General features: G+C 63.4%; 1 protein-coding gene and 1 pseudogene. Both read right to left on the bottom strand.

The genetic code is table 11. The features are described 5' to 3' along the window. Positions 1 to 218: pseudogene (locus ACWGS9_RS35125) on the bottom strand (hypothetical protein); the annotation flags it as partial. A 21-nt stretch (positions 219 to 239) separates the two neighbouring features. Further along, a complete protein-coding gene (locus ACWGS9_RS35130; RefSeq protein ID WP_454509470.1) occupies positions 240 to 638 on the bottom strand; it encodes a type II toxin-antitoxin system VapC family toxin in 399 nt (132 codons plus the stop codon). Between the last annotated feature and the right edge of the window lie 54 nt (positions 639 to 692).

Here is a 692-nt window from a genome sequence, read left to right on the forward strand (position 1 = left end):
TCTCGTTCCAGCGACGGTTTCAGCCGAGGCGGCTGCTCGACCGCTACGCCCTTGAGAACCGCGATCGAGCGCGCCAGAACCGCATCGATGGCCGCGAACACCTCGGCCAGCGGATCCGGCTCGTCCGCCTCGCTTGGCTCGCGGGCTTGTTGCGGGGGCGCAGCCCCCTCCCCTTCCCAGGCATGATCGTCATTGTACATGGATCGCAGCGCGACCAAGCACGCTACCTCGGGAAGAGTCTAGGAAAGAAGCTGGGCCGCTTGTCCTTGTGCCGAAAGCAATTTGACCGCCTTCCGGTCAAAAGAGACGAATGTCTCCCCACCGAGCCAGCCGCCGTCGAAGGCGATCGCGCCGTCGGCGAAATCGCCGCCAGCCTCCAGCAGCGCCAGCCCTGCCTCGACTGCTGGCCGGTTCATGACGACATTCGCGGTGTTCAGCAGCGCGCTGATCGCGGAGACAATGTCCCCGCGCGCAGTCTGATATTGGCGGGCCAGGACCCATGCAAACTCGCACAGAGCCTGCAGGCTCACAGCCACTATGTCGGCCTTGGCGAGCAAATCCACGGCAACCGCTGCCTGCTCTTCATCATCAGCCACATAAGCACGCAATAGCACATTTGTATCCGCGGTGACCTTCATTCCTTGCTGGCCCCGGCCGAGGCGCCAGCCTCTGCTATCGCCTCATTGATCTCC

It is taken from the genome of Mesorhizobium sp. Arg314 (assembly GCF_053714275.1).